This window comes from Solwaraspora sp. WMMD406, assembly GCF_029626025.1.
Taxonomy (GTDB): domain Bacteria; phylum Actinomycetota; class Actinomycetes; order Mycobacteriales; family Micromonosporaceae; genus Micromonospora_E.
Map to the genome: position 1 here is coordinate 5,027,390 of NZ_JARUBF010000001.1, position 19,843 is coordinate 5,047,232.

The window sequence follows — 19,843 nt, forward strand, 5'->3', positions numbered from 1 at the left end:
CGATGGCATTGAAGCGTCGGTTGCCGGTCGCTCGGCCGTTGACACTGGGCCGTAGCTGCCTCAGGGAAGAATCTCCATCGATGAGAGCGATCGTTGATGAAATCGGTTCCGGCTGCCGCGAGCGCGGAAGGCGGTTGTGTCATGGTGAGGGTTACGCACGTTAAAACGCAGAATAACGTGCGTAACCCTCACCATGATGTAGATGGAGCATGCAGTCATCGGGCGACAAAAGCCGCCGGTCGGGACACGTCCACTTCGACGGCGAAAGAAAGCGCGCACCTCTCGGCAGGCTGACCTTCATTTTGAGACAGCAGGGACCGTCGTCCGCTGAACGTCGGCGGCGTGACAACGCGCTCGGTCAATGGCGACGGTCCCGGCGGCTACCGCCAGAACATCAACCGTCGCCGACGCCACGGCGCCGCACTGTAGGCCGCAAGGCCCAGGGCCAGGAGGACGACGCTCACGACCAGGCTCGGCAGATCGTCGTACGGCCGGGCGCTGAACTCCCACCACCGGTACTGGTAGTCCGTGCCGAATCCCCAGTACCACACGCAGACGGCGACCGCCGTCGGCAGCGTCCAGGCCAGCCGCCAGCCGAGGATCGCCCCGGCGGCCAGCGCCAGACCGAACCAGCCGACCCACCCACGGGCCATGATGGCGATCACCGATGGCGGCATGGCGAGCGCGGAGACGCCCAGGAAGAGCATCGCGGATCCGACGCCCAGGCCGGCAAGGTAAATCCGCTGTGCGGCCCGCAGCCGTACGGTCGCCACCTGCTCCAGGTCGGCAAGCGGGCTGGTCAGCCCGAGGACGGGAAGAACGGCAGCGCCCATGGCGAGCAGACGCCACAACGGGATGATCGCCTCGTCGCGGTCGACCGACTGCGGCAACGGCGTCTCGGCCATCCCGAACCAGGCCGCCAGTGCGCCCAGCAGCGCCACGGCGGCGAGGACAGCGGCTGCCGGCCGTACCGTCAGAAACAGCTTGACCGCGACGGTGCCGGCGGTCATCTCAGTGTCCCGGGTGGCAGTAACGCCCACGAAGGTCGTCCACCTCCCCCGCCGCCCATTGGAACTGGTCGGAAAGGGAGTCCCCGCTGGCGATCTCGCGCCCCTTCGACCAGGCTTCCTGCATCTCCGCTGGCGCGTTGGTGCGGTAGTCCGGGCTGGTCTGGCCGACCAGGTACGACTCCAGCCAGGCCTCGACCGTCCAGAGCCGTCTCTCATCGGACGAGCTGAGAATTGTCCAGTCACAAGAGCCGAATCGCAAGGTGGCGGAGACGAGCGCCGTACCGATGTCACCGGAGTAGGACCACGGACTTCCCGCAAGGATGTTGAAGGCCGGCGGCCCCACGTCGTCGCTGTGGTGCCGCCGCCCGTCAGGTCCGATGAACCAGGTCGGCTGGATTCCGACCTGATTGATGAGCGGCGGGCGGACGAAGCTTTCCGGCAGCCGGTCGATCCGCGCGTTGAGTTCCCCCAGCAGAGGCAGGTATTTCTCGTGTTCGGGCCAGATGCACAACCTGGTCGACCCCTGGACGCAGACCACGTCGTCGCCGGGTAGCTCCCGCTCCGCGACCGGGCTGGTGGCCGCCAGCACCACGACGAGCGGCAGGACCGCCGGGACCAGCACCAGCGTTCTCCGTCGCCCCGCCGTGGACAAGGCGGGTAGCCAGAGCAAGACCAGCAGCAGGAGCGTGATCGACGCCAGCCGTGCCGCGAGTGGACCCGGATCGACTGTCATTTCCGGACGACCCGACACCACGACGAATCCCACCCGGTCGAGCAACGCGATGAGAAACAGGAATCCCAGCGCCGCCGTCAGCGCCGCGAAAACAGACCCGAGCAGCTTGCCGCAGGTCCAGCCCAGCGCGACCGAGGTCAGGATGACGAAGACGCCGAGTAGTGCGTACCCCAGCCAGAGATGCAAACCTGGCGGAAACGTCCGTGCCGTGACGACGAAGGCCACCGCCTGCCCGATGAGATAGGGAATCAGCAGGACGACGATGGTGGCTCCGAGGCGGTTCGCTTCCAACCGGGCCGGGTGGACGCGGGCGGCCGTCAACTGTTCCACCATGCGGTGCCGGGTCGGTACGCTCGCCGCCCAGGCGGCGGCACCGGCACCGAGGATCCCGAGCAGGTACGCCGGCACCTGGGCGGCGGCCCCGGTCTCCGGCCAGACCCCGATCCAGTGCCGATTGCGCAGAAACAACACCGCAAGGTCGAGCGCGATGAGGACCGGCAGCGCCCACCGCAGCGGCGAGTTCCGTACGTGCAGCCACAGTCCGCTCACAGTAACTGCTCCCCTTCGGGCAGCAGACGCATGTACGCCCGTTCCAGCGGCGAATGACCCGGGAGTCCATCGTGGCCCAGTGCCGCCAGCTCGTCCACCGGGCCGTCGAACCGGGCCGTGCCACCGTGCAGCACGATCACCCGGTCGCAGACCGCCGCGACGTCGTCGATGAGGTGGGTGCTGAGCACCACGATCGTGTCGTCGAGCCCGGCGATGATCTTGCGAAATTGCAAGCGCTGGCGCGGGTCCAGGCCGACGGTGGGCTCGTCGAGCAGCACCACCCGAGGGCGGCCGACGACCGCCCAGGCGATGCCGGCGCGCTGGCGCATGCCGCCGGAAAGGCTGCGCATCCGCGATCGCCGCCGATCCGTCAGGTCGACCATCTCCAAGGTCTCGTCGACGAATCGCCGCCACTGGCTCGACGGCACCCCGCGCATCCAGGCCGCGTACGTCACGAAATCGGCGACCCGCATCCTTGGGTCGAATCCGAAGTCCTGCGGCAGATAGCCGATCCGGTCCCGGACCTTACGGGCCGACCGCTCGCCGTCGATTTCGACGTCGTCGATGCGGATCCGGCCGTTGCGGGGCGGCATGATGGTCGCCAGGGTACGCAGCAGGGTGGTCTTACCCGCCCCGTTAGGGCCCAACAACGCCGTGATCCCGGGCCGCAGGGTGACGCTGAGGTTTTCGATGACGGTCGACGTCGCGTATCCCTGGGCCAGCTCATCCAGCACGACACTCATCTGGCGGCTCTCAATCACGAACATGCGGCTACGGCGTGTGGTCGGCAACCACACGCCGTCGCGGCATGTCCGGGTAGTCGTCAGTAGTAGGAGATCCATCCGTTGTTGGCCGAGAAGGTGCAGTCGGGACCGGAGACGGTCCCACGGCTGCCCTGCACTCGGACGACATCGATGCGTTTGCCCGACTGGGCCGAGCATCCGATGCCCGAGACGTACGTTCCGGTGTACTTGGCGCCCGGAGCGCCGCACTTCTGCGCCCAGGCGGTGTTCCACCACTGGGTGTAGCAGTTGAAGACGGAGCCGGACGTGCCCCCGGCGACCGCCGGGCCGGTCGCGGTGAGACTAAACGCACCGGCCGCGAGTAGAGCCAGGACGCCCGCCTGGACAGCACGCTTACCGTGACGACGGAAACCTGATGATCCTTGATCCTTGCCCATGAGGCTCCAATGGGTAGATCCGAACGGGCATTACGGTGGTCGACCGAAGATCACGAAGGATTCCACCGGCCGACACGACCATCATCGAGATTACTGAACATTCATTAATGACACAAGCACAACCGCGTGGACGATCGCGATGTTGGAAATTCCATCGGACTAGCGTTCGACGTACGAGGCGAGATTGGCCAATGACGAACCGAGGCCGGCTGCGTGATCTTCCGCGCTGATACCGGCGGGCACGTCGTCGGCTTGGATCATGACTCTGGTCCCGCCCTCGGCCATGGTCACTTCCCAGGTCATGGTCATCGTGCCCGCGAACGCCGGGTCGTCGGAGACGAAATCGACCGCCTGCACGACCCGTACGTCATCGACGATCTCGACGAAACGCGCCTCGACGACATCGGAATCCTCGGTCGCCTTGCCCGAGGCGGACGAGGCATCCGCGTATGTCAGGACCATCCGGTAGGAGCCGCCAGGCCGCAGGTCGAATCGTTCGATCCGGCCGATCATCCCTTCCGGCGGCAGCCACGCGGAAAGGGCCTCCGGGTCGACGAGCGCGGCGTAGACGCGCTCGACCGGAGCGGAGATCAGGCGGGAAGCGGTGTCCGTACGGGCCATGACGGCCATCGTAGTAGTGATCCGTTCCGCGCGGACGGCCTCGCCCATTGCCGTCCGGCCGGAGGCTTCCGGACATCGCGTCGTCGAACGGCGGGTCGGGCGGAACGGCCTCGTTGTGTCGGTGGGTGGGTCTAGCGTCCGGGATGACACGTACACATCCAGCAAGGAGACCCACGATGGCGTCCCGACTCAACCCTTACCTGACCTTCGACGGCAACGCCCGCGAGGCCATGGAGTTCTACCACTCGGTGTTCGGCGGCGAGCTGCGGATCAGCACGTTCGGCGAGTACGGCTCGGCCGAGCCCGCCATCGCCGACAAGGTGATGCACGCGATGCTCACCACCGACCAGGGCTACACGCTGATGGCCTCCGACACCGCGCCCGGGATGGCGTACCACCCGGGCGACACCGTCGTGTGCAGCCTCAGCGGCGACCCCGGCGAGGGGCTGGAGGAGGCCTGGGAGAAGCTGTCCGCCGGGGGCACCGTCACCATGCCGTTCGAAAAGCAGATGTGGGGCGATCTCTACGGCAGCTGCGTCGACACGTTCGGCATCAGCTGGATGGTCAACGTCGCCCAGCCACAGTGATCCCCGCCCGCGCCGCGATCCCCACCCGGGCCGCCCACAAAGGATCTTGAAAGAAGTTGTTGGCGGCCGGGCCACGCCGTGCTCTCCCCTGTGTCAGATCCCCACGACAAGGGAGAGCACAGTGAAGAATCGACTGGTACGCCTGGCAATCGCCGCGCTGGTGGTCGCCAGCGGCACCCTGGCCGGGGTGGCCGTGGCCACCCCGGCGTCGGCGGTGCCCGGCCTGGTCTTCGTCAGCGGCGTCACCGCGCTCGACTCGACCAGCAGCAAGGAAGCCCTCGCTGTCTGCCCGGCCGGCACCCGGATCCTCGGTGGCGGCGGCTACGTCAGCGGCGGCGGCCGGCAGGTCGGGTTCACCCGGCTGCAGGCGCTCGGCAGCAGCGACCGCTTCGCCGCCGGCGCGGCGGAAAACGGTGCCTACGCCGGCAGCTGGCGGGTCCACGCGTACGGCATCTGCGGTCGGGCCCCGGCCGGGCTGGAGTACATCGGCTTCCAGACGGGCAGCAACTCCGACAACTACAAGGCCGCGACCGCGACCTGCTCCGCCGGCAAGCGGCTGATCAGCGTCGGTGCCCGGACCAGCAACGGCGGCGGCAACGTGGTGATCGACGACCTGCGGCCGAACTCGGCGCTCACCAGCGCCACGGTCACCGGCTACGAGGACGAAGCCGGCTACGCCGGCAACTGGAGCCTGTGGTCGTACGGTGTCTGCGCCAACCCGCTGCCCGGCCTCCAGCTGGTCAGCGCCACCTCGACGGTCGACTCGGCCGACAAGGTGGTCGGTGCCAACTGCCCGGCCGGCAAGCGTCTGCACGGCCTCGGCGCCGAGATCACCGGCGGAATCGGCCAGGCCATCCACGCCGGCGTCTACCCGGACGCCGCGCTGACCAGCGCCGTCGACATCGCGCTGGAGGACCCGACCGGCATCCCGGGCAACTGGTACACCCGGGCGTACGCCATCTGCGCCACCTGATCCCCACCCCAGCGATGAGCACCGGGTGCCACCCAGCCCGTCCGGGCGGTAGCACCCGGTGCTAGCCGCTCCTGCCGAAGGCCCCGGTCGGGCGTAGCACGACCACGTACGCGATTGCGGCGGCCAGACCCCACGCGGCGAAAGCCGTCCAGGGCAGCCATCGCGCGACGCCGCCGTCGAGATCGAGCAGCCACCCACCGCCAAGGTTGCCGACGAGTCCACCGAGCGCCAGCACCAGACCGTTCGCGCCGAAGTACGAAGCGACCGCGCCAGGCGGGGCGAGCCGCGAGACGGTGCCGTTGACAGTCGGCAACAGCAGCACCTGTCCCAGGGTGAACACGACGACGCCGGTGACCACGCCGGCCGGACCCGGCAGCACACCCAGCAGCCACAGCCCGGACGCGAGCATCACGGTGGCGATGGCGAGCGTCCGGCCGGTGGTCAGGTACCGCTCGGCGAGCCGGGTCAGTGGCACGGTCGCCGCGACCATGACGACTGCCGCGACGGTGTAGACCAGACCCAGCGATGTCGTACCCGGCAGCACCTGCCCGACCCGGACCGGTACGGCCAGGTAGAGCTGGCTGAACAGGGCCCAGGCGCCCGCGCTGACCAGCACGAAGCGCCGGAAGTCGCGGTCCCGGGCGACGGTGCGCAACCGGTTCAGCGACGAGGTCCGATCAGCCGTCCCGGTCGTGGGACCGTCCGGGCGCAGACCGATCCAGGTGATCGCGCCCGCGACCAGGAACAATCCGGCCGCGACGAAGCACAACACCGGGAAGTTGACGGCCGCGAGGAGGCCGCCGAGCGCGGGGCCGAGAACGAAAGCGACGTTGCTGGCCATCTCCCGCACGGCGTAGGCGCGGGTACGGTGAGGTGCCGGTGTCAGTTCGGCGTACAGGGCGTAGCTGGCCGGGTGGAACAGGGAGCCGCCCAGGCCGGCCAGGACCGAGGCGACCGCGAGTCCCGGCACGGAGTCCACGACACCGAACGCGGTGAACCCGGCGGCGCGCAGCAGCACACCCAGGCAGATTGCTCGTCGGTGGCCGAACCGGTCGGCGAGCATGCCCGACCACAGCATCATGCCCTGCTGGCTGGCTGACCGTACGCCGGCGAGCAGGCCGGTGAGCGCGATGCTGAGGCCCAGATCGTTCAACAGGTGGTAGGCGAGCAGCGGAACGAGGGCGTAGAAGCCGAGCCCCATGAGGAAGGTGTCGGCGACCATGATCCGCAGTCCCGGCGACCACCACCGGCGCCGCCGGCCTTCCGACGCGTCCCCCGGCGCGCTCTCCGACAGATGTTCCGGCGCGGCCCCTGACCCGCTGTCCGGCGCGCTCTCCGACAGATGTTCCGGCGCGGCCCCCGACCCGCTGTCCGGCGCGCTCTCCGACGCCGGCGGCGGCTGCCCGTGTCCGAGGTCGACCGCGCGACGGCGGGGCGTGTTCAGCGCCGTACCCGGGCGTTGGAGCCGGCGGCCAGTGCCTCGACCTCCGGCAGACTGGCCATCGAGGTGTCACCCGGCGTGGTCATCGCCAGCGCACCGTGGGCCGTGCCGGATTCGAGGCTCACCCGCAGGTCGCCGTGCTCCAGCAGGCCGTGGAAGGCGCCGCAGGCGAAACCGTCGCCTCCGCCGACGCGGTCCAGGATCCGCAGGCCCGGCCGGTGCCGGGCGGCGACGAACCCGGTGTCGGCGGACCATCCGATGGCTCCCCAGTCGTTGACCGTGGCGGTCCGTACGGTACGCAGCGTCGCTGCCATGATCGAAATGCCGGGGTAGGCCCGGACCACCCGGGAGATCGACCTCTCCGCACGGTCCACGCCCGGGTACGACAGATCCGCGTCAGTGTCCGGGGCGTCGGAGCCGAGGACAGTGGTGAAGTGGTCCTCGTTGCCGATCATCACGTCGACCATCCCGGCGATCCGCTGATTGACGTGTCGTGCCCGGTCCTGGCCGCCGACGTCGCGCCAGAGACTCGACCGGTAGTTGAGGTCGTACGAGACGATCGTGCCGTGCCGGCGGGCGGCGGCCACCGCCGTGGCGGCGGTGTCGGCGGCGGCCTCGGACAGGCCGACGTAGATGCCACCGGTGTGCAGCCACCGGACGCCGAGGACGCCGAACAGGTGGTCCCAGTCGACATCGGCGGGGCCGAGCTGGCTGACAGCGGTACGTCCACGGTCGGAGACGCCGACCGCGCCGCGCACGCCATGGCCGCGTTCGGTGAAGTTCAGCCCGTTACGGACGGCCCGGCCGACTCCGTCGTCGGGCACCCACCGGATCAGCGAGGTGTCCACACCACCCTGGAGCATCAGGTTCTCGACGAGCCGGCCGACCTCGTTGTCGGCCAGAGCCGTGACGACGGCGGTCCGCAGGCCGAAGCCCCGACGAAGTCCCCGAGCGACGTTGTACTCGCCACCGCCCTCCGAGACGGCGAAGGTCCGGGCGGTCCGTACCCGGCCCTCACCGGGATCGAGGCGCAGCATCACCTCGCCGAGGGAGACGAGATCGAAGCGACATTCGGCGGCGGGCCGGACGGTCAGGATCATCGGCCACGCTCGCGGGACTGGTCCCACCTCTCACGGGCCGGTCCCGCGTCGGCGCCCACGTCGGACCGGTCGGTGGTCGTACCGGCGGTCCGTGCCGGGGCGGTGGTTCGTCGTCGCGTCATGACGGCCGCTCCGCGCGAGCACCGAGCCGGTCCGCGAGCCGCAGGCCGAGCAGTAGCGGCAGCGTGGCACCCAGCAGCAGCGGGCCGAAGGCGAGCGGCGCGGTGACGATCGGCACCGCGACCACGGCGGCGAGCAGTGCCAACCCACGCCAGGGCGACGCGAAGGCGAACAGCAGCGCGGCGGGTCCCCAGCGTCCGGTGTCGCCGTCGGGATCACGCGCGGCGGTCACGGCCAACGCCAGATGGTACGGCACCAGAGCCAGGACCAGGCCGACCTGCAGGGCCAACAAGGCCGCCGCGTAGACACCCGGACGGGCGGCGAGAAAGACGGGATTGGCCACGAGCAGGACCATGGCCGTGGTGGACACCACGGCGTGGCGCCACAGCCGTTGCCAGTAGTGCCCGAACACGGCGAGCGCGCCGACGAACGGCCGGGCCCGCCTGCCCGCGCGCCACTGCTGCAGCGCGTGCCCCGTGGCGGCCAACGCCGGCAGCCAGGTGACGACGCCCAGGCTGAGCAGGAGCAGCGCGCACCCGGCCAGCGCCGGGTAGGCGACGTACTCCAGTATCCGCAGCGCGGTGGCTTCCCAGCCCTCCCGGTCGGGCGCCGCCGCGCCGCTTCGACGCCCGACGACTCCACCGCCGGGGACGGACGAGGCGGTGCTCAGGCCGGCCACGGCAGCACCCCCGTCACCGGTTCGTCGCTGTGCAGCAGGCTGCGACCCGCCAGAACCACGTTGGTCGCCGAGACCACGCCCACCCGGGCGGGGCGGCCCTCGGAGGCGGGCAGCAGGATCACTGCGGCGGCGTCGGCCCGGACGTCCGCCCCGTCGATCCGCCAGTTGACCGGTGCCAGGAGGACCGTCTCGCCGCCTTGCCCGAACCGTACCCCGACCCCTTCGGCACAGCTCAGTGGTTCGGCCACGGCGGGATCCGGGGCCAGCGCGGACGTCGGTTCGACACTGGTGAGGATCCGGGTACGTGGGATCGGCGCCACCCGGACCCGAATGGTGTGCAGGGAACGGACGATCCGCAGGCTCGGTGTGCTGCCGGTCGGGTTGGCCTCGATCTCCGTCGTCGTCTGGCTGACCGTGGCGGTGTCCGGAACGAACTGGCGCACGTACGCCTGCGCCGGTCCGGAGCGCAGCACGATGTCGCCGCCGGTGAGTTCGGCCGGCCAGTCCGAGTGCAGCAGGAAGGTCCACTCGCAGGGCCGGTCGGCGGCGAGCATGTCGAGGACGACCAGCCGGCCGGCCGGAGTGAAGACCAGGGTTCGGTCGACGCGCCGCACGCCGAGTGCCGGGTCGAACATGGCGGCCGATTCCGCCGTCGCGTGCACCAGCCCGTCGTCGGTGAGCACGTCTCGCAGCCGGGCCTGACGTTCGTAGGGCAGATCCTGGTAGACGTGGTAGCGGTCCTCACCGGCCCAGCCCTGTCCGTCGACCAGGACAAGGTTGTGCTGGGCGGCCCGCTTGTTGTTGGAGTAGCCGTCGTCGACGGCGAGGAACGCGCCGTGCGCGCCGAACACGAACCCCCCGGCGTCGGGGTGGTGGTGACCGGCGTTGAGGGTCTGCCAGCCCTTGTCACGGCGGAACCGCTCGGCGGTGTCCCAGGCGGTGTGCCCCCCGCCGGGGGCCGCATTGAAGCTGACGAAGGCCGCGTCGCCCTGCCAACTGGTCCGTGCCGTCACCTGGCCGAGGTCGGGAAAGTACGCGGAGGTCGGCACGGTGTCGGCGGGATCCACGGCCGGTACCTGCGGGTCGTACCAAAGCAGTTCGTAGCCGGCCTCCGGCATGACGCCGGGCTTGACGCCGGAGGCGTACGCCTCCCGCCAGAAGTGCCGGTCGGCGACGTGGTCGGCGAGCCAGCGGGCCCGGCCGTCGCGGTAGGCGGCGGCGAGCTTGTGGTACAGCGCGACGCTGTGCCCGGACCGGCGGTCGTGGCAGTCCCCGTGGTCGATGTTCTCCTCGAACCCGGGGGCGCACTGGTGCAGGCGCCATTCGAGGGTACGTCCGAGGAAGTCACCCCGCCGCCACCAGTCGATGCCTTCGCAGTGTTGCAGCAGGTCGAGGTGGATTGCCAGCCAGGGCACCCCGTACCGCCAGTAGACGACGCCCTCGGAGTCAGAGCCGTCGCCCGGCATCAGGTCCAGCACCGTACCCAGGTTTTCCCGGGCCCGGTCGCTCCACCGTGGTTCGTCGAGCACGTATCCGGCGGCGGCGAGGCCGGCGTAGCAGATCCAGTTGTGGTTCTGCCAGTAGCTCGACGACCACCAGGTGCCCTCGGTTTCGACGGCGAAGGTGTACAGCCGGTCGCCTTGGAGCGTGAGCTTCGCGCGCAGCGCCGCCGCCTCGTCGTCGGGCAGGTCGTCGCGGAGCCAGGAGTAGGCCAGGGACAGCCCGTGCAGCAGCCAGCCGGCGTCGAGGTCGTGGTCGGGCAGCTTCGCCTTGCCCCAGTGCGGGTAGGAGACCGCGGTGCGGATCCAGCGGCGGGCTTCGAGCAGGTAGCCGGCCTGGCCGGTGAGGCGGTACGCGAGGGCCAGGTTCATCGCGGCCGGGCCGAAGTAGGTGATGCTCGCGGTCGGGTGTTCCGCTGGTGGGCTTTGGTCGCGATACCAGGCGCACTGTTCGTACAGGCGCCGCCACTGACTGGCGTGGGTGGTGGTGAGGGCCGCTCGCAGCTGGTCGAGACGGCCGCCGATGAGCAGGGGTTGCATCAGCTCTCCATCCGGTAGATCGAACGGAAGGTCACGGTGGTCGCGTCGGTGGCGGTCCAGTCGACCCAGGAACGGATCCGCTGCGGGTCGTCTGCCGGCCCGGGACCGGGCCGGTAGAGCAGGCCGGCGGCGGCCGAGACGCTGTGCCGGCCACGCAGGGTCTGCCGGCCGCGCCAGACCGTCTCCAGCGTCCCGTCGCCACCGGCGCGGACCGTCAGGTCGACGTCCGGTCGCAACTGGGCCGTGATCCGGCGCGGCCGGTCGGTCTCCACGGTCAGTTCGTCGACCAGCTCGCCGTCGCGCAGGGTCAGGTGTCGCCGGGCGGACACCCCGGGGTAGGCGGTGTCGCATCCGACGGCGACCGACCGGCTGTCGTGTCCGATCAGGTGGCCCGCGCACTCCGCCTGGTCCAGCCCGTCGACGGCGAACGTCGGGTGGGCGGCGGTCGAGGCGTAGTGGCCGCGCCAGCCCCGGTGCCCGTACGGCACCTGACCCGGGTCGGGCTGCCAGGGGGTGTCGTCGCCGTACAGATAGAGCGCCAACTTGTCGAGATGCCCGTGCGCACCGCCGTGCGGGCCGAAGTCGACGACGGCACGCAGCCCCGACCCGCTCAGCACCGCGTAGCCGGTCTCCGGATAGAGCGTCACCGGTCGAGGTCGACTCGCACCAGCGCCGATCAGCGGCAGCAGTTCCCGGAGCTCGTCCAGTTCGTACCGGGCCGGCGGCCGGTCGTACGGGCCGTCGTGCAGGGCGGGCAGCAGACCGCCGGGGGTGGTCAGGGTGTCGAGCACCCCGGCCATCGCGGTGAGCCGGGAGCTCACCTCGTCCGGCACCGCGACGTCGGGCAGCGCCTCCAGGGTCAGCAGGTACGCCCGCAGTACGAACCCGTGGTAGTAGGTGGAGCCCTCCCACTCCCAGCCGTCGGGGCGGACCGCCGCGAGCGCATGGTCGCACATGCCGTGCCGGCCGTTCATCCACTCGGGATCTTCGGAGCAGGCCGCTCCTGCGGCGACCAGCCAGGCGGTGTAGTTGGAGTCGAACCGGCCGGCGGCGACCAACCCGTCGCGGGCCTGCCGGGCCGCCGTGTCCAGCGCGCGCAGCAGTTCGGGCACCTCGGCGGGCAGCGGCTGCCCGACCGCCCGCAGGGCGCGGGCGGCCTGGCCGATGGTCACCGCCCAGATGGCCTCGGTCAGCGCCTGGTGGAACAGCCGACCGGGCAGCATCCAGTCGGCGGCACCGTCGTGGTGGGTCGTGCCGAGCGCCGCGTACCGCCGGGCGTAGACGGTGAGTAGGTCGACGGCCGTGTGGCGGTCGGCGTCCCGGCCCGACCGGGCGAGTGCGCGGATGTGTCGGGCGCACGCTTGATGGGCCAGGACCGTCCACGCGCCGCGTACCGACGGATCGTCGACCCGGCAGCCGTGCCGGCAGTGTGCGCCACCGGCCGGGAAGGCGCCGTCGAGCAGTCCGTCGTGGTCGAGTTCCACGCCGTGCGCCGGACAGACGTACGCGTGCCACCAGCCGCCGCGCTCGACGGGGAGTACCGGCGCGCGCAGCGGCGGTGCCGGTGCGCCGGTCACCGGAACCATGCGCCACCGTCGATGTCGACCGTTGCTCCGGTGATGTAGGAGGCGGCGTCGGAGGCGAGCCACACGACCGCGCCGGCGACGTCCTCGGGACGGCCGCCCCGGCCCAGTGGCACCCCCGCGATGATCGCCTCCTGGGTCTGCGCCGGAGTGAACGTGTCGTGGAAGGCGGTGCCGCCGATGAATCCGGGGGCGACCGCGTTCACCGTCGTGCCGGTGACCGCCAACTCCTTGGCGAGTCCTTTGGTCAGGCCACGCACGGCGGCCTTCGCGGCCGCGTACACCGCCGATCCAGCGCCCCCGCCGTTCTGGGCGGCCAGCGACGACATGGTGATCACCCGCCCCGCCGTACCGGCGGCCCGAAGGTGTGGGATCGCGGCTCGCACGGTCCGGAAGGTGCTGCCCAGGTTGAGGTCGACGACCTGGTCGAAGTGCTCGTCGGTCATGTCCGCCACCGGGCTACGGCCGACCATTCCACCCGCGTTGCAGACCAGGATCTCCAGGCCGCCGAGGAAGCCCGTGGCGTCTTCGACGAGTGCGGCCACCTCGCTCGTCCGGGTGAGGTCGGCCTGCCGTACGACGGTTTTGCGACCCAGCGCCTCGATGGCCGCGGCCACTTCGGCGGCCGGAGCGGCGGAATGTCCGTGGTGGACGGCGACGTCCGCCCCGGCCCGGGCGAGCGCGACGGCGATGGCGGCGCCGATGCCATGGCCGGCACCCGTGACCAGGGCCCGACGCCCAGCCAGATCGATATTCATCAAGATACTCCTTTACTTGATTCCGGCGGTGGCGAAGCCCTGCACGAAGTACCGCTGGGCGAACAGGAACAGAACGATCATCGGTACGGTGGCCAGCGTCGATCCGGCCATCAGGTAGGACCATTCGGTCCGCTCGGCCTGTTGGAAGGCCGCCAGACCGACCTGGATCACCCGCAGGTCGTCACGGGTGGTGACCAGCAGCGGCCAGAGGAAGTTGTTCCAGCTGTTTTCGAAGGTGACCAGGGCGACGGTCGCGACGGCTGGTTTCACCAACGGTGTCATCACCCGGGCGAAGATCCCGAACTCGCCCATTCCGTCGATACGGGCGGCCTCCTCCAGTTCACGCGGCAGGGAGAGGTAGAACTGCCGGAACAGGAAGATCGCGAACGGGGTGAGCGCGCCCGGAACGATCAGGACCCACCACGAGTCGAGCCAGCCGTAGCCGCCCCGGCCGAGGTAGTCGTTGCCGCCGAAGAACGGCATTCCCTTGGCGATCAGGTACTGCGGGACGATCTTCGTGTAGGTCGGGATCATCATCATCGCGAGGATGGCCATGAACAGCACGGTCCTGCCCCGGAACGGGACCCGGGCCAGCGCGTAGCCGGCCATCGTCGCCAGCATCAGGTTGATCACCGTGTGCCCGACGGCGATCAGCAGGCTGTTGCGGAAGTACGTCCCGAACGGGGCGTAGTCCAGTGCCGCCTGGTAGTTGCTCCACACCCATTCGGTCGGCAGCAGTTGTGGCGGGTAGGCCGCGATGTCGGCGCGGCTCTTGACCGACGTCAGGATCATCCAGACGAACGGAACGATCATGATGAGTCCGCCGAGACCAAGCAGCAGGTGCAGCATCCAGCGGGCGTCGAACTTACGCTTCATCGCCGTCCTTCCCGGTCAGTCGGCGCCCGATCACCGTCAGGACGAGCAGAAAGGCGAAGAGCACCACGCTCTGCGCACAGGCCGCCGAGATGTCGAACTCGCCGAACGCCGTCCGGTAGATCTCGTACGTCATGACGGTCGTCGAGTTCGCCGGGCCGCCGTCGGGAGTCAGCACGTACACCTGGTCGAAGACCTGGAACGCGTCGATCATGGAGACGATGAAGACGAAGAACGTGGCGGGTTTCAGCAACGGCAGAGTGATCGCGAAGAACTTGCGGGGGCCGGAGGCACCGTCGAGATCCGCCGCCTCATACAGGTCGTGCGGGATGTTCTGCAAGGCCGCCAAGTAGATCAGCATCTTCAGACCGATGCCTTTCCAGATGCTGACGAGGATGACCGCCGGCATCGCCCAGGTGGGGTCCGACAGCCAGGCCGGCCCGTTGACCCCGACCCAGCCCAGCAGCAGGTTGAACAGCCCCAGGTTGGGCTCGAACATCCACATCCAGACCAGTGCGATCGCGACGGTGGCGGTGATGTGCGGCATGAAGAACGCCGCGCGATACCAGGCCAGCGCCTTGATCCGCTGGTTGAGCAGCACCGCGATGACCACCGCGATCGCCATCGCCACCGGGACGGTGAAGAAGGTGAAGACGACGGTGTGCCAGATCGACAGGTTCCAGATGTCGTCGGCGAAGATCTCGCGGAAGTTGTCCAGGCCGGCCCACTCGACGGTGCCGGCGATGATGTCGTAGTCGGTGAAGGCCAGGCCGAACGTGGCCACCACGGGTAGGCCGATCCACCAGATCAGGTGGATGACCGACGGGGCCAGCATCAGGTACGCCGCACGGCGACGGTCGGCACCCAGCCTTCGGCGACGGCGGGGCGGGCGTGGCGCCCGACTCGCGGACGCCACGCTCACGGTTTCGAGGGTGCTGGTCATGTCAGCCCTTGGCGATTGCTGCCTGGGCCTTGACCACCAGCTCGTCGAGTGCCTGCTGTGGGTCCTTCTGGCCCAGCAGGGCCGACTCGATGGCCGCCTTGAAGTCGCCCCGGATCTCCAGCCATTCCGGCACCCCACCTTCGGAGTAGGCGGCGTCGAGGTTCGCCATGGCGAACTGCGCGGCCGGGTTGCTCCGCACGTAGTCGGAGTCGGCCAGGCTGTTGAGTGCCGGCACGTTGCCCCGCTGCTCGTTCGCGGCGAGCGACGCCTGTTCGCCGGTGAGGAAGCTGACCAACGCCTTGGCCGCCGCCGGACGCTGCGACTTGGCCGAAACCGTGGCCAGCGTCCCACCCTGGAACATCGCGGGACACTCATTGTTGATCATGAAGAAGCCGATCTTGTCTTCCTTGATCAGCTCCGGTGCCTGCTCCTCGATCGCCAACAGGTGGTTGTTGTGTCCCACCATCATCGCCGCCCGCCCCTGGGCCAGCGGCAGGCCGGTGGCACCGGGTTGGGTGAAGCCGAAGTCCTCGCTCTTGTCGGTGAGGATGATGTCGGTCATCAGTTGCAACGCCCCGACCGCCTCCGGGCTGTTGAAGGCCGGCTGCCCGTCGGAGGTCCACAGCTCGCCGCCGTTGGCCCACATCAGCGGGAGGAACGTCTGTCGCAGATCGTTGGAGAGGATGTCCACGCCGGCACGGGTGAGCTTGCCGCTGCCGTCTCGCACGGTCAGCTGGCGCCCGATCTCCCGCAGCTCGGCGAAGTTGGTCGGCGGGGCGGCGATGCCCGCCTCGGCGAATATGTCCTTGCGGTACAGGCCGAACCGGGTGTCCAGCATGATCGGCAGGCCGTACACCTTGCCCTGGTAGATGCCGGGCTCGACGACCCGCTCGTTGTACCGCTCGGTGAGCTCCTGCTTCTTCTCGTCCAGCTCGGCAAGGGCCCCCTTCGCCGCGAACGGCGGAATCCAGCCGACCCCCATGAGCATCACGTCGTACGGCCGGCCTCCGGCGATCGACGTGGTGAGCTTCTCGTTGAGCTTGCCGTACGTGGTGTAGTCGACCTCGACGGTGATGTCCGGGTACTGCTCCTTGAAGGCGACGAGCTGCTCCTCCAGCACGGTCTTGCCGTCCGCGCCCTCGAAGATCGGCGTCAACAGCCGGATCGTGCCGCTGGTCTGGTCGTCGCCTTCCGTCGTGGTCGCCGGACCGCCACAGGCGGTGGTGAGCAGCGCGACGGCAAGCGCTACCGTCATCGCACGCGTCCGGCTCCCCCGGGTTCTGGTCATCCTGGCCCTCTCTCCTGCGGCAGACTTCGCCGCCCTGGGTGACTGCGACAACACGATCCGGATCGCGGTCGCGGGCTTTGCATCGATTTACTGGTGGAACGTTGCAGCAACGTTAGGGGCGAGGTGCAGCGCTGTCAATGGCTAGACACAGCGCCGAAACATCCGCTTTACTGGAAACCCTTGCAGCGGTCACGAGCTGGTAAACCGCCACACTCGGCTGGCCCAAGATCCGCCGAACAACCGGAGAAGCGCGAACGTGAGCGGTGTGACGATTCACCAGGTGGCCCGGGAGGCTGGCGTCTCGCCCAGCACCGTGTCGAACTTCCTCAACGGACGCCCCGAGCGGATGCTGCCCCAGACCCGCGAACGCGTGGCCGAAGCGATCGATCGGCTCGGTTACCGCCCCAACCGCGCCGCACGGCAACTACGCACCGGCCGGATCCAGGTGATCGGGCTCGTCGTGCCCTCGGTGGCCAACCCGTTCTGGGGCAGCTTCGCCCGCTACCTGGAGCGAGCCGCGCTGGGCGACGGTTACCACGTGCTGCTCTGCAACAGCGAGCGGGAACCCGATCGAGAGCGGCGGTACCTCGAGGAACTCTGGGCCGACGGCATCCGAGGCGTCGTCCTCTGCTCCTCACTGCCTTCGCTGGACCATGTGCTGCCACTCGTCGAGACAGGACTCAGCCTCGTCGCGTTCGACCGCACCGCCCAGGCAGGCGACCCGGGCACACTGGTCAACATCAGCGTCGACAACGTCGTCGGCACCCACCTCGCCACCACCCATCTCCTCCGACTCGGTCACCGCCGAATCGCCTTCGTCTCCGGTTCCCTGCGCAGCGTCAACCGCCGCGAGCGGTTCCGCGGCTTCACCGACGCCTTCGAGCAGGCAGGCCTCGATCCCGCCGAGGCCATCGTGTGGTCCGGCGGCGCGGAGCAGGAGCCCTACGGCGACCTCGACGCCGCCGGCCTCGGTCGCCGGGCAGCGCACGAGTTGCTACAAACGGCCGATCGCCCGACCGCCATCGTCGCGATCAACGACATGTGCGCGCTCGGCATCAGTGCCGGCATCCGAGACGCCGGACTGCGGGTGGGACAGGACATCTCCGTGGTCGGCTTCGACGACATCGTGCTCGCCGACCTCGCGGCACCACCGCTGACCACGGTACGCCAGCCGATCGCGGACATGGCGGCGGCGGCGTTCCGACACTTGCGCTCCCGGATCGACGATACCGACACCGGTCCCAGTCAATCGCTGCTGCTCCGTCCGGAGCTGGTGGTCCGTGCCTCGACCGGTCCGGTGCCGCACGCGAGGGAGTAGGAACACGACGATGACCGCAGACGGCACCTCCCGGGTCAAGTCGGCAGATCGCACCGTCGAGCTGCTGGAACTGCTCGCCGCCACTCCGGACCGGCGCACACTCGTGGAGCTCGCCCGAGACCTGGGGATCCCCAAGAGCAGCATGCATGGTCTGCTGCGTACCCTCGTACAACGGGGGTGGGTGGAGACCGACACCGCGGGGTCACGCTACGGTTTGGGCGTCCAGGCCCTCCGGACGGGCGCCGCCTACCTGCGCACCGACCGTGCGGTCCGGCGTCTCACTCCGGTAGTCGACCTGCTGCACCGCCAGCTCGACACCACCGTCCAACTGGGTCGACTGGTCGGTGGACACATGGTCTGCCTGCTGACGCGGGAGAAGTCCGACGTGCGCCCCATGCTCCGGACAGAGTGGCCCGCCCCGGCGTACGCCACCGCGATCGGGCGGGTGGTGTTGGCCCGCGTCGCTGACGACGACGAAGCGCTGGCGCGGATCCTGTCCGCCTCGGCCGCGCTGGCTCCGGCTGACCTCAGGGCGCTGCGCGACGAACTCCTCCAGGTCGTCGAACGTGGACATGCTGTCGACCAGAGGTCAGCCGACCCGGACGGCGGCTACGGCGTGGCGGTGGCCGCCCCGCCCAAGCTCGGCCCGTACGACGCGATCGGCGTCTGCGTACCCGAGGGTGATCTGACCGCGGATCGCGTCAGCGAGCTCGCTGACGCGATCCGCGCAGCGATCATCGCCGGCCTGACCGGCCGAATTTAACAATCTTGGAATTTATCGTTGACCAGACAGCAATCTTCTTCTATGGTCACTCGGCACTAGTGCGGCATAGTTCACATATAGGAACTCTCACTACCGAGGACCCCAATGAGACGATTTGCAATCCTCGCGCTCCCCGCCGCCCTCATCATCGCCAGCCCCGCGCTGACCGTCCTCCCCGCCCAGGCCGCCACGGCCCTGCCGGTCGCTGCGGTGACCGCCAGCTCCCACGACGGCAACCTGCCAGCCAACGCCATCGACGGCAGCCTTTCCACCCGTTGGTCAGCCCAGGGCAACGGCTCATGGCTCCGTCTCGACCTTGGTGCCAGCAAGCAGGTCGGCTCAGTCGGCATCGCCTGGTACAACGGCAACCAACGCCAGGCCACCTTCGCTGTCCAGACGTCGACCGACGCGAGCTCCTGGACGACCGTCGTCCCCCAGCGGCAGAGCAGCGGCAGCACGTTGCAGGTGGAGGACTACGACTTCGCCGACCGGTCGGCCCGGTACGTGCGCGTCGTCGGTTACGGCAACACGGCCAACAACTGGAACAGCATCACCGAGGCAAAGGTCTACGGTGCCGACGGCGGCGGCGGCGACTGCACCGTCCCCGCCGACGTGCTCAATCTGACCAACTGGAAGATCACCCTGCCGACCGGCTCCTCTGGCAGCCCGACCGAGATCAAGCAACCTGCCCTGAGCGGCTTCCAGGTTTCCCCCTACTTCATCACCGCCGACTCGTGCCAGTCGGTCCAGTTCCGCTCCCCGGTCAACGGGGTCACCACGAGCGGATCCAGCTACGCCCGCTCCGAGCTGCGTGAAATGGCGAACAACGGATCAAGCAACGCGAGTTGGTCGTCGACCTCCGGCACGCACACCCTGGTCGTGGACGCCGCCTTCGACACACTGCCCTCGACCAAGCCGCACGTGGTGGTCGCCCAGATCCACGACTCCGACGACGACGTCACCGTCTTCCGACTGGAGGGCACCAGCCTCTACGTCACCAACGACAACGACACCCATTACCACCTGGTGACCAGCAACTACCAGCTGGGCACGCGGTTCCAGGCCAAGTTCGTGGTCAGTGGCGGCCAGGTGAGGGCGTACTACAACGGCGTCCTGCAGACCACCATCACCAAGAGCTTCTCCGGCGCCTACTTCAAAGCCGGTGCCTACACCCAGGCGAACTGTTCCAACTCCTCACCCTGCAGCAGCAACAACTACGGGCAGACGCGAATCTTCGGACTCACCGTCACCCACTCATGATGCGGTCGCCGCCCGGGTGCTTCGG

19 protein-coding genes are annotated in these 19,843 nt (G+C 69.2%); 5 read left to right on the plus strand and 14 right to left on the minus strand.

From position 1 onward, the window contains the following. Positions 1-380: 380 nt before the first annotated feature. The 5 genes from O7632_RS22145 to O7632_RS22165 all read right to left on the minus strand — a co-directional run bounded on the left by O7632_RS22145 (position 381) and on the right by O7632_RS22165 (position 4,141). Positions 381-1,010, minus strand: coding sequence for a hypothetical protein (locus O7632_RS22145; protein WP_278116869.1), 630 nt, complete (start codon positions 1,008-1,010; stop codon positions 381-383). 1 nt (position 1,011) lies between these two features. Next, positions 1,012-2,292 carry a hypothetical protein gene (locus O7632_RS22150; RefSeq protein ID WP_278116870.1) on the minus strand — a complete coding sequence of 427 codons (1,281 nt, stop codon included), beginning with the start codon at positions 2,290-2,292 and terminating at the stop codon, positions 1,012-1,014. Beyond that, the gene (locus O7632_RS22155; RefSeq protein ID WP_278116872.1) at positions 2,289-3,035 is read right to left on the minus strand and encodes an ATP-binding cassette domain-containing protein; all 747 of its coding nucleotides are present in this window, start codon (positions 3,033-3,035) and stop codon (positions 2,289-2,291) included. The genes O7632_RS22150 and O7632_RS22155 overlap by 4 nt, the downstream gene beginning before the upstream one ends. A gap of 80 nt (positions 3,036-3,115) precedes the next feature. Beyond that, on the minus strand, positions 3,116-3,472 hold the full coding sequence (locus O7632_RS22160) for a hypothetical protein (RefSeq protein ID WP_278116874.1): 357 nt from the start codon (positions 3,470-3,472) through the stop codon (positions 3,116-3,118). A 159-nt stretch (positions 3,473-3,631) separates the two neighbouring features. Beyond that, entirely contained in the window at positions 3,632-4,141 is a 510-nt protein-coding gene (locus tag O7632_RS22165; RefSeq protein WP_278116876.1) for an SRPBCC family protein, read from the minus strand. A 128-nt stretch (positions 4,142-4,269) separates the two neighbouring features. Between O7632_RS22165 and O7632_RS22170 the strand changes: the two genes are divergently transcribed. Continuing rightward, positions 4,270-4,680 (plus strand): VOC family protein, encoded by a 411-nt coding sequence (locus O7632_RS22170; RefSeq protein WP_278116878.1) that lies wholly within the window; start codon positions 4,270-4,272, stop codon positions 4,678-4,680. Between the two features lie 121 nt (positions 4,681-4,801). After that, positions 4,802-5,653 (plus strand): hypothetical protein, encoded by an 852-nt coding sequence (locus tag O7632_RS22175; protein ID WP_278116880.1) that lies wholly within the window; start codon positions 4,802-4,804, stop codon positions 5,651-5,653. A 61-nt stretch (positions 5,654-5,714) separates the two neighbouring features. On the opposite strand, the gene O7632_RS22180 is transcribed toward O7632_RS22175, so the two are convergent. The 9 genes from O7632_RS22180 to O7632_RS22220 form a co-directional block, all read right to left on the minus strand. Continuing rightward, complete coding sequence (locus O7632_RS22180) at positions 5,715-6,875, minus strand: MFS transporter (protein ID WP_278116882.1); 1,161 nt, start codon at positions 6,873-6,875, stop codon at positions 5,715-5,717. A 218-nt stretch (positions 6,876-7,093) separates the two neighbouring features. Further along, positions 7,094-8,194: a sugar kinase gene (locus tag O7632_RS22185; protein WP_278116884.1), complete on the minus strand. Its 1,101-nt coding sequence runs from the start codon at positions 8,192-8,194 to the stop codon at positions 7,094-7,096. Between the two features lie 118 nt (positions 8,195-8,312). Next, positions 8,313-8,993, minus strand: coding sequence for a hypothetical protein (locus tag O7632_RS22190; protein WP_278116886.1), 681 nt, complete (start codon positions 8,991-8,993; stop codon positions 8,313-8,315). Further along, on the minus strand, positions 8,981-11,032 hold the full coding sequence (locus O7632_RS22195) for a hypothetical protein (RefSeq protein WP_278116888.1): 2,052 nt from the start codon (positions 11,030-11,032) through the stop codon (positions 8,981-8,983). Before O7632_RS22195 ends, O7632_RS22190 begins: the two co-directional genes overlap by 13 nt. Next, complete coding sequence (locus O7632_RS22200; protein ID WP_278116889.1) at positions 11,032-12,618, minus strand: heparinase II/III family protein; 1,587 nt, start codon at positions 12,616-12,618, stop codon at positions 11,032-11,034. The genes O7632_RS22195 and O7632_RS22200 overlap by 1 nt, the downstream gene beginning before the upstream one ends. After that, positions 12,606-13,373 (minus strand): SDR family NAD(P)-dependent oxidoreductase, encoded by a 768-nt coding sequence (locus O7632_RS22205; protein ID WP_278116892.1) that lies wholly within the window; start codon positions 13,371-13,373, stop codon positions 12,606-12,608. Before O7632_RS22205 ends, O7632_RS22200 begins: the two co-directional genes overlap by 13 nt. Before the next feature lie 12 nt (positions 13,374-13,385). Further along, positions 13,386-14,249 (minus strand): carbohydrate ABC transporter permease, encoded by an 864-nt coding sequence (locus O7632_RS22210; RefSeq protein ID WP_278116894.1) that lies wholly within the window; start codon positions 14,247-14,249, stop codon positions 13,386-13,388. Further along, positions 14,239-15,168 (minus strand): sugar ABC transporter permease, encoded by a 930-nt coding sequence (locus O7632_RS22215; protein WP_278116897.1) that lies wholly within the window; start codon positions 15,166-15,168, stop codon positions 14,239-14,241. The genes O7632_RS22210 and O7632_RS22215 overlap by 11 nt, the downstream gene beginning before the upstream one ends. Positions 15,169-15,190: 22 nt before the next feature. Beyond that, positions 15,191-16,444, minus strand: a complete 1,254-nt coding sequence (locus tag O7632_RS22220; protein WP_278116898.1) for an ABC transporter substrate-binding protein — start codon at positions 16,442-16,444, stop codon at positions 15,191-15,193. 298 nt (positions 16,445-16,742) lie between these two features. On the opposite strand from O7632_RS22220, the gene O7632_RS22225 reads away from it, so the two are divergent. The 3 genes from O7632_RS22225 to O7632_RS22235 all read left to right on the plus strand — a co-directional run bounded on the left by O7632_RS22225 (position 16,743) and on the right by O7632_RS22235 (position 19,818). Then, complete coding sequence (locus O7632_RS22225) at positions 16,743-17,795, plus strand: LacI family DNA-binding transcriptional regulator (protein ID WP_278116900.1); 1,053 nt, start codon at positions 16,743-16,745, stop codon at positions 17,793-17,795. A 10-nt stretch (positions 17,796-17,805) separates the two neighbouring features. After that, entirely contained in the window at positions 17,806-18,558 is a 753-nt protein-coding gene (locus O7632_RS22230) for a helix-turn-helix domain-containing protein (RefSeq protein WP_278116902.1), read from the plus strand. A gap of 105 nt (positions 18,559-18,663) precedes the next feature. Further along, positions 18,664-19,818: a polysaccharide lyase family 7 protein gene (locus tag O7632_RS22235; protein WP_278116904.1), complete on the plus strand. Its 1,155-nt coding sequence runs from the start codon at positions 18,664-18,666 to the stop codon at positions 19,816-19,818. Positions 19,819-19,843 lie beyond the last annotated feature (25 nt).

Bases quoted from the DNA above. Each gene is read 5' to 3' on its own strand.
- O7632_RS22235 (WP_278116904.1), top strand. From the start codon at position 18,664: ATGAGACGATTTGCAATCCTCGCGCTCCCCGCCGCCCTCATCATCGCC.
- O7632_RS22165 (WP_278116876.1), bottom strand. From the start codon at position 4,141: ATGGGCGAGGCCGTCCGCGCGGAACGGATCACTACTACGATGGCCGTC.
- O7632_RS22160 (WP_278116874.1), bottom strand. From the start codon at position 3,472: ATGGGCAAGGATCAAGGATCATCAGGTTTCCGTCGTCACGGTAAGCGT.
- O7632_RS22180 (WP_278116882.1), bottom strand. From the start codon at position 6,875: ATGGTCGCCGACACCTTCCTCATGGGGCTCGGCTTCTACGCCCTCGTT.
- O7632_RS22185 (WP_278116884.1), bottom strand. From the start codon at position 8,194: ATGATCCTGACCGTCCGGCCCGCCGCCGAATGTCGCTTCGATCTCGTC.
- O7632_RS22195 (WP_278116888.1), bottom strand. From the start codon at position 11,032: ATGCAACCCCTGCTCATCGGCGGCCGTCTCGACCAGCTGCGAGCGGCC.
- O7632_RS22155 (WP_278116872.1), bottom strand. From the start codon at position 3,035: ATGAGTGTCGTGCTGGATGAGCTGGCCCAGGGATACGCGACGTCGACC.
- O7632_RS22230 (WP_278116902.1), top strand. From the start codon at position 17,806: ATGACCGCAGACGGCACCTCCCGGGTCAAGTCGGCAGATCGCACCGTC.
- O7632_RS22145 (WP_278116869.1), bottom strand. From the start codon at position 1,010: ATGACCGCCGGCACCGTCGCGGTCAAGCTGTTTCTGACGGTACGGCCG.
- O7632_RS22170 (WP_278116878.1), top strand. From the start codon at position 4,270: ATGGCGTCCCGACTCAACCCTTACCTGACCTTCGACGGCAACGCCCGC.
- O7632_RS22210 (WP_278116894.1), bottom strand. From the start codon at position 14,249: ATGAAGCGTAAGTTCGACGCCCGCTGGATGCTGCACCTGCTGCTTGGT.
- O7632_RS22220 (WP_278116898.1), bottom strand. From the start codon at position 16,444: ATGACGGTAGCGCTTGCCGTCGCGCTGCTCACCACCGCCTGTGGCGGT.
- O7632_RS22205 (WP_278116892.1), bottom strand. From the start codon at position 13,373: ATGAATATCGATCTGGCTGGGCGTCGGGCCCTGGTCACGGGTGCCGGC.
- O7632_RS22200 (WP_278116889.1), bottom strand. From the start codon at position 12,618: ATGGTTCCGGTGACCGGCGCACCGGCACCGCCGCTGCGCGCGCCGGTA.